The sequence below is a fragment of the Marinobacter iranensis genome, from assembly GCF_029207565.1.
Classification (GTDB): Bacteria; Pseudomonadota; Gammaproteobacteria; order Pseudomonadales; family Oleiphilaceae; genus Marinobacter; species Marinobacter iranensis.
In genome coordinates, this window is record NZ_JANCMW010000338.1 from 1 (window position 1) to 249 (window position 249).

At 76.3% G+C, this 249-nt stretch carries 1 protein-coding gene; it reads right to left on the minus strand.

The genetic code is table 11. The features are described from left to right. Positions 1 to 249, minus strand: a 249-nt coding sequence (locus NLU14_RS22610; protein ID WP_275710837.1) for a hypothetical protein, incomplete at both ends; no start/stop codon positions are given.

Consider the following 249-nt stretch of genomic DNA (forward strand, 5'->3'; position numbering starts at 1 on the left):
TTCGCCGGTCAGGCCCTTGGCCGCGGCGCTCGAACGGCCGTCGCGCCCCGCCGAGGCGAAGAGATGGAAGAGGTTGGCGCGCAGGGTCGCGGCCAGGCGCGGCTCTCCGGCAATGGCGAGGTCTGCGGCGGCCCAGAAGCGCTCGAGCAGCGCATGCTGCGCGGCCGCGGCGGCTTCGAAGCCGGTGGCGAGCGCGGCATCGGCGAGCGTGGCGGCCCGTTCGGCCAGCGCGTCCGAGGCATTGCGGCC